Origin of the sequence: Aeromicrobium sp. REDSEA-S32_B7 (genome assembly GCF_001626145.1) — a bacterium.
Classification (GTDB): domain Bacteria; phylum Actinomycetota; class Actinomycetes; order Propionibacteriales; family Nocardioidaceae; genus Aeromicrobium; species Aeromicrobium erythreum.
The window spans coordinates 1-6,699 of the sequence record NZ_LUNF01000174.1; the positions used below are offsets into that span (position 1 = coordinate 1).

At 73.2% G+C, this 6,699-nt stretch carries 9 protein-coding genes and 2 pseudogenes; 7 read left to right on the forward strand and 4 right to left on the reverse strand.

The window, feature by feature from the left end; genetic code table 11:
• Positions 1–1,090: pseudogene (locus A6Q79_RS12285) on the reverse strand (gamma-glutamyltransferase); the annotation flags it as partial.
• Between the two features lie 135 nt (positions 1,091–1,225).
• Here A6Q79_RS12285 and A6Q79_RS12290 point away from each other — a divergent pair.
• Complete coding sequence (locus tag A6Q79_RS12290) at positions 1,226–1,666, forward strand: YdeI/OmpD-associated family protein (RefSeq protein ID WP_286690104.1); 441 nt, start codon at positions 1,226–1,228, stop codon at positions 1,664–1,666.
• On the opposite strand, the gene A6Q79_RS12295 is transcribed toward A6Q79_RS12290, so the two are convergent.
• From A6Q79_RS12295 to A6Q79_RS12300, 3 genes and pseudogenes are all read right to left on the reverse strand, one after another.
• Positions 1,656–2,486: a class I SAM-dependent methyltransferase gene (locus A6Q79_RS12295; protein ID WP_286690105.1), complete on the reverse strand. Its 831-nt coding sequence runs from the start codon at positions 2,484–2,486 to the stop codon at positions 1,656–1,658. The two genes, A6Q79_RS12290 and A6Q79_RS12295, sit on opposite strands and share 11 nt — an antisense overlap.
• Positions 2,487–2,572: 86 nt before the next feature.
• Positions 2,573–2,797 (reverse strand): annotated as a pseudogene (locus A6Q79_RS18675) (hypothetical protein); the annotation flags it as partial.
• 60 nt (positions 2,798–2,857) lie between these two features.
• Entirely contained in the window at positions 2,858–3,190 is a 333-nt protein-coding gene (locus A6Q79_RS12300) for an antibiotic biosynthesis monooxygenase (protein WP_286690106.1), read from the reverse strand.
• Positions 3,191–3,244: 54 nt separating this feature from the next.
• Here A6Q79_RS12300 and A6Q79_RS12305 point away from each other — a divergent pair, with 54 nt between their 5' ends.
• The 6 genes from A6Q79_RS12305 to A6Q79_RS12330 all read left to right on the forward strand — a co-directional run bounded on the left by A6Q79_RS12305 (position 3,245) and on the right by A6Q79_RS12330 (position 6,594).
• Entirely contained in the window at positions 3,245–3,805 is a 561-nt protein-coding gene (locus tag A6Q79_RS12305; protein WP_286690107.1) for a GNAT family N-acetyltransferase, read from the forward strand.
• Entirely contained in the window at positions 3,802–4,374 is a 573-nt protein-coding gene (locus A6Q79_RS12310; RefSeq protein ID WP_286690108.1) for a GNAT family N-acetyltransferase, read from the forward strand. The genes A6Q79_RS12305 and A6Q79_RS12310 overlap by 4 nt, the downstream gene beginning before the upstream one ends.
• 11 nt (positions 4,375–4,385) lie before the next feature.
• Positions 4,386–5,474: a redox-regulated ATPase YchF gene (gene ychF, locus A6Q79_RS12315; protein ID WP_286690109.1), complete on the forward strand. Its 1,089-nt coding sequence runs from the start codon at positions 4,386–4,388 to the stop codon at positions 5,472–5,474.
• Between the two features lie 107 nt (positions 5,475–5,581).
• The gene (locus tag A6Q79_RS12320) at positions 5,582–5,815 is read left to right on the forward strand and encodes a toxin-antitoxin system (protein WP_286690110.1); all 234 of its coding nucleotides are present in this window, start codon (positions 5,582–5,584) and stop codon (positions 5,813–5,815) included.
• Positions 5,812–6,231, forward strand: coding sequence for a type II toxin-antitoxin system VapC family toxin (locus A6Q79_RS12325; RefSeq protein WP_286690111.1), 420 nt, complete (start codon positions 5,812–5,814; stop codon positions 6,229–6,231). The genes A6Q79_RS12320 and A6Q79_RS12325 overlap by 4 nt, the downstream gene beginning before the upstream one ends.
• A 24-nt stretch (positions 6,232–6,255) precedes the next feature.
• Entirely contained in the window at positions 6,256–6,594 is a 339-nt protein-coding gene (locus A6Q79_RS12330) for a glyoxalase superfamily protein (protein ID WP_286690112.1), read from the forward strand.
• Positions 6,595–6,699: the final 105 nt, after the last annotated feature.

The window sequence follows — 6,699 nt, forward strand, 5'->3', positions numbered from 1 at the left end:
GTGTCCGGCTTCTCCTCGGCGGCCCGGGTGGTGCAGGGGTCGCCGTCGAGCGCTCCCGCCGCCACCGGCCGCTGCGACGCCTGCGTGGGGTCGATGGAGCAGGCCCGCGAGTCGGCGAAGCGCTGGCTGAGCAGGGTGCGGACGGGGACGTCGGGGACGTCGCCCACGTACGCCGCGCGGTCGGCGAACGCCCGCGCCGACGCCTCGAGGAACAGGTGCAGCGACGAGCCGAGGCGGGCGCCGCCGCCCAGGCGGTAGCCCTCGAGGATGTTCAGCGCCTCGCCGACGGCGATGCCGCCCGACGACGACGGGGCCATCCCATACACGTCGAGACCGCGGTACCGCGCGTGCGTCGGCGCCTGACGGTCGACCCGGTACGTCGCGAGGTCACGCTCGGTCAGGGAACCGGGAGGTGCCGGCAGGTCGGACGCGGGGTCCTTCGGTGGCGCCTGGACCGTGCGCGCGACGTCGCGGGCGACGGACCCGGTGTAGAAGGCGCGCGGCCCCTTCGCCGCGATCAGCGACAGCGTGCGGGCCAGCTCGGGGTTGCGGTGGACGGGGCGAGCGCCTGGCGCAACGACCAGCGACCGTGGTCGCGCAGGGCGGCCTCCCAGGTGGCGGGGGTGCCTGGCACGCCGACGGCTACGCCGGAGGAGACGAGATCGGGCGTGAACCGGTACGGCTTGCCGGTGGCCGGGTCGATGAATGCGTCGCGGGTGATGCCGGCGGGCGCGGTCTCGCGACCGTCGATGGTGCTGACCTTCTTGCGCTTGGCGTCGTAGTAGACGAAGTAGCCGCCGCCCCCGATGCCCGCGCTGTACGGCTCCGTCACACCGAGCGCGGACGCGGTGGCGACCGCGGCGTCGGCCGCGTTGCCACCGCGACGCAGCACCTCCAGACCCACCTTCGAGGCCTCCGCGTCGACGGAGGCCACGGCACCGCCGGACCCGTAGGCGGTCGGCGACGCGACAGGTGGTCGCGACGGCCGCGGCCCGGCGTCGGCGGGTGTCGTGGTGGCGACGAGCGCGCTGGCCGCGAGAGCTCCTGCGGCGAGCCCGGTCACGGCGCGGACGGTCGGTCGTGCGGTCATGGTGCGGCCTCTTCCCCCGAGGACGGCCCGGTGCGGGCCCGGTCCGCCCCACGGTAGGCAGCGGGCCCGACGTGGGCAACTGCGGTGCGAGACCCCGTCCCGGCCCTACGCTGAGGGAGACCCCGGGAGGACGCCTTGACCGAGCTGCACCTAACGACCACGCTGGAGCCGCGCGGGCCCGCCGCCGCGATCGTCCTGTCCGACGAGCAGGTCGCCGTGCTCGGTGACGCGAAGGCCTTCCCCGTGGTCGTGACGATCGGCGCCTCGACCGCGCGCCTGCGGCTCGCCCGCATGGGTGGCGAGAACCTCGTGGGCCTCAGCAAGGCGGCGCGCGCCGAGCTCGGTGTGGAGGTGGGGCAGGAGGTCGACGTCGTGCTGCGCCCCGACGACGCGCCGCGCGAGGTCGAGGTGCCTGCGGCCCTGGCCGAGGCGCTCGACGCTGCCGGTCTGCGGGCCGCTTTCGACGCCCTGGCCCCGTCGCGACGCAAGGAGCACGCTCGCAGCGTGGCCGACGCGAAGGGTGACGACACCCGCGCGCGCCGCGTGCAGAAGGTGCTCGACGCCCTCAGCGGCTGAGCATCGCGACGATCGTGAAGCTGGCCGCGAGCCGCTCCGGTCGGTCGGTGAGCCGGTGCTCGCCCGGGAGGTCGGGGTGCGGCGACATGAACCCGGGCAGCGGCACCCAGGGCACGGAGTCGTGCTCGAGGACGGTCTCCAGCGTCATCCCGTGGGCGAGCAGCGCGGTGAGGATCTCGGCGAGGCCGTGCGACCACTCGTGCGACGGCAGCCCCGGCAGCGAGTGGTCGTCGGGGTCGACGTAGGACGCGGTGTCGGTGAAGACCAACGGCCGCACGTGCTCGGCGTACGGGTAGACCATCTCGATCCGCCCGTCGACGACCTCGAGCGTGCCGAGCATCGGGTGGCAGTCGCGGAAGACCAGGCGTCCACCCGGGCGCAGCAGCGCCGCGACGGTGGCCGCCCAGCGGTCGATGCTCGGGAGCCAGCACACGGCGCCGATACCGGTGTAGACGACGTCGAAGGCGCCGCGTCCCAGGACGTCGGGCGCGGCGTGCACGTCGGACTCGACGTAGGTGATCTCGGCACCGACGTCGGCCGCGAGGTGTCGGGCCTCGTCGAGGGAGGCGGGGGAGAGGTCGAGGCCGGTGACGCGTCCGCCGAGCCGGTGCAGGCTGAGGGTGTCGGTGCCGATGTGGCACTGCAGGTGGACGACGTCGAGCCCGGTGATGTCGCCGAGCCGCGGCTGGTCGAAGCGGACGACGTCGCTGATGGCGTGCGGGTCGCGGCGGTACCGGTCGAGGTCGTAGGACGTCGAGGCGGCGTGTCGCGCGGCGCGGCTGTCCCACATGGCTCGGTTGAGCCGCTGGTACTCCTCCACGTCAACGCATCCGGCGGGTGCGGCGGGGGTGGTGCGGGTCGAGGAGGATGCGCGCGACGATGGTCAGCAGCGCGAGCCAGGATCGGTGGCAGCACGCCTGCGGGCAGCAGCGAGCGGACGTCGATCGCGAGCGGCACGGTGACCGCGGTGAGCACGAAGCCCACCGAGAACACCGCACCGAGCCGACCGTCGGTGCTGACGTCGAGCAGCGTGACGAGCAGCAGCGCCACGAACGCGAGCAGGATCGTCCGGCGGGCCCCGACGTCGTTGGGGGCCAGCCCGACGCGTGTGGTTGCCACGGTGGCGGCCATGGACCCGACGCTAGGCCATGACGCCGACAGAACCGTGGCAACGCGCTGGAACGGCGGGCGTCAGGCGTGTCCGGGCGAGCCGCCCGCGACGGTGTAGCTCCAGAGCTCGCTGTGCGAGGCGACCGGCTTGGGCTCCTCGCCGCCGGCACGCTCGGACTCCGACCGGTGCCCGTGCGCGAACGCCGGGGACTGCAGCCAGGCCTGGAACGACTCCTCGTCGCGCCAGCGGGTGACGACGAGCCACTGCTCGCGGTCGTCGGTCGGCTTCAGCAGCTCGAAGCCCTCGAAGCCCTCCGACCCGTCCACGGCACCGGCGCGGGCGGCGAACCGGTGCGCCAGCTCGTCGCCGTTCTCGGCGGGGACGGTGATCGCGTTGATCTTGATGACGGTCATGGGCCCATCGTCGCACCGGCGTCCACGCCCGCAGGGCGCGGATAGGCTCGGCGCATGCTTCCCGACCGCGTCGAGACGGAGCGGTTGTTGCTGCGGCCGTACGAGGCCGCGGACGCCCCGCGGGTGCTTGACACCTTGTCGCGGCTCGACGTCATCCGTTGGCTCGACAACCCGCCGTTCGTCCCGATGCCCGACCTCGAGGCAGCGCTGGCCTGGGTCGAGAAGGTGCGCACGAAGGAGGCCGACGACCCGCGGCAGGCCTGGCGTGCGGTCGAGGTGCGCGAGAGCGGCGACGTGGCCGGATGCGTGCTCGTGGCGCGGCTGGAGCGCCTCGAGGGCGGCTTCGTGGGCGAGTACGAGACGGGCTGGCACCTGCACCCCGACAGTGCCGGGCACGGCTACGCGACAGAGGCCGCCGGGGCACTCACCGCCGCCGCCTTCGAGGCCGGCCACGAGGCGCTGACCGTCACCATGTACCCCGACAACGCTCCCTCGCTGGCCGTCGCGCGACGTCTGGGTGCCGACGACCTCGGTGAGCGCGAGGACCCCTGGTACGGCGGGACCAGTCGTCTGCTCCTGCTCCGCCCGGAGCACGTGGTCGAGGGCCCGGCATGAGCGCGAGCCCTGTGCTGCGGACGGGGCGGCTGCTGCTGCGGCCTTTCGAGCCGGACGACGCCGGTGCGCTGTTCGGCTGGTTCTCGCTGCCGGAGGTGGCTCGGTGGAGCGGTACCGGCGAGCCCATGCGCGACGTCGCGGAGGCAGAGGCGCGGATCGCGCGCATGCCGGAACGAGCTGGCTCGCACCCGGCGGCCGGTGTCCTCGCGGTCTGTCGCGACGAGGCGCTGCCCCCGGTGGGCATGGTGATGCTCGTGCCGATCCCCGCCTCGGCGGGCCGGGAGCACGGCGACGGTGCCGGCGACTGGGAGGTCGGCTGGCACCTGCACCCGCGCGCCTGGGGCAGGGGCTACGCGACCGAGGCGGCGTCGGCGCTCCTCGAGCGCGCCGCGTCGGCCGGGCTGCCCCGCGTGGTCGCGGTGACGCATCCGGACAACGCACCCTCGCAGGCGGTCTGCCGCCGGCTCGGCATGAGCGACCTCGGCCTGCGCGACGACTGGTACGACCGCACGCTGCGTGCCTTCGCCCTGCCTCTCCCGGCGGTCGGGACCCTCGCCCCGCACCAGTAGGCTGGTGCCTCGTGGCACTCAGCATCGGCATCGTCGGACTCCCCAACGCGGGCAAGTCGACCCTCTTCAACGCCCTGACCAAGAACGACGTCCTCGCGGCGAACTACCCGTTCGCGACGATCGAGCCGAACGTCGGCGTGGTCGGCGTCCCCGACTCCCGGCTCGACACGCTCGCGGAGATCTTCGGGTCGGCCAAGATCCTGCCCGCGACGGTCCAGTTCGTCGACATCGCCGGCATCGTGCGCGGTGCGTCGGAGGGCGAGGGCATGGGCAACGCGTTCCTGTCGCACATCCGCGAGTCCGACGCGATCTGCCAGGTCACCCGCGTGTTCCGCGACGAGGACGTCACGCACGTCGACGGCAAGGTCGACCCGGGCAGCGACATCGAGACCATCTCGACCGAGCTGATCCTCGCCGACCTGCAGACCGTCGAGAAGGCGGTGCCGCGCCTGGAGAAGGAGTCGCGCAAGGACAAGGAGCTCGTCGCGCAGCTGGAGGAGGCCCGCAAGGCCCAGACCGCGCTGGAGTCGGGCACGGGCGTGCTGAACGCGGGTCTCGACCTCGCGCTGCTGCGTGACCTGCACCTGCTGACCGCGAAGCGGTTCCTGTTCGTGTTCAACTGCGACGCCGACGAGCTGGCCGACGAGGCCCTCAAGCAGAAGATGCGCGACCTCGTCGCCCCCGCCGAGGCCGTGTTCCTCGACGCGAAGAGCGAGGCCGAGCTGGTCGAGCTCGGCGATGACGAGGAGGCCGAGGCGATGCGTGCGGAGATGCTCGCCGAGATGGGCGTCGAGGAGCCGGGCCTCGACGCGCTGGCCCGCGTCGGCTTCGCGACCCTCGGCCTGCAGACCTACCTCACGGCGGGCCCGAAGGAGGCGCGCGCCTGGACGATCAAGCAGGGCGCCACCGCCCCCGAGGCCGCCGGCGTCATCCACACCGACTTCCAGAAGGGCTTCATCAAGGCCGAGATCGTCTCCTTCGACGACCTCGTCGCCGCCGGGTCGATGAACGACGCCAAGGCCGCCGGCAAGGTCCGCATGGAGGGCAAGGACTACGTGATGGCCGACGGCGACGTGGTGGAGTTCCGCTTCAACGTGTGAGCCACGGATGGTCGAGGTCGAGCACGGCTGGCCGGCTCGCGTCGACGGATGGCGGGTCGCGTCTCGCTGCTATCATCGTTGATAGCAGCGAAGGGTAGGTGGTCGCGGTGACCTCGATCGTGGTCCGCGGGCTCGAGGAGTCCGTCAAGAAGCGTCTCGCCGCGCAGGCGCGCGAGAACGGCAGGTCGATGGAGGCCGAGGCGCGCGACATCCTGACGCGCGCGACCCGGCGCCCCCACATCGGGCTCGCGCTACTGCAGGCGGGGCAGGAGGCGGGCGGGTTCGACGACGTCGAGCTGCCGGGCCGCACCGACCAGGCCCGCGCGGCGGACCTCGAGTGATCGTTCTCGACCGCAACGTCGTCTCCGAGGCTCTGCGGCGCCAGCCGGACGAGCGGGTGCTCGCGTGGCTCCAGTCGTTGACCGACGAGGTCGCCATCACGGCGGTCACGCTCGCCGAGCTGCTGGCAGGCGTGCGCAGGCTGCCGGCCGGTCGGCGCCGCACGACGCTCTCGGCCGCGATCGACGCGGCGGTCGCCCCGTACCGGGAGACGCGGGCGATCCTGCCGTTCGACGACGCCGCTGCCGGCGAGTACGCGGAGGTGCTGGCGATGCGCGAGCGCGACGGTCGTCCCATCCACACGGCGGACGCGCAGATCGCCGCGATCTGCCGCGTCTCGAGCGCCACCTGCGCGACGCGGAACGTCGCCGACTTCGACGGCACCGGCATCCGGCTCGTCGACCCCTGGACCGCCTGACGCTGTCGTGCGACGCTCGTCCCCATGAGCCGCCCGCCCGTCCAGGCCGTCCCGATCCTGCGCGTCCTCGACGTCGACGCGTCACTGCCCTGGTGGACGCGGCTCGGGTTCGCGGAGGAGTTCCGCCACGTCTTCGAGCCCGGTCTGCCGCGGTTCGTCGGCGTCGTGCGCGACGGGTGCCGGGTGTACCTGTCCGAGCACACGGGCGACGCGCCCGGGCCGGCGCTGGTCTACCTGTGGGTGCTCGACGTCGACCGGATCGCCGCCGACCTGGGCGCCGACGTCGAGCAGGTGCCGTGGGCGCGGGAGTGCGAGGTCACCGACCCCGACGGCAACCGGGTACGGGTGGCGACGGCGACCTGAGGGGCAGAGATTCTCCCTTCGCGAGGCACGGTCCACGAGAAGGGAGAAGCGCTGCCCACGCAGAAGGAGAATCGTGCGTCACCCGAGGGCGAGCAGGGCGAGCGC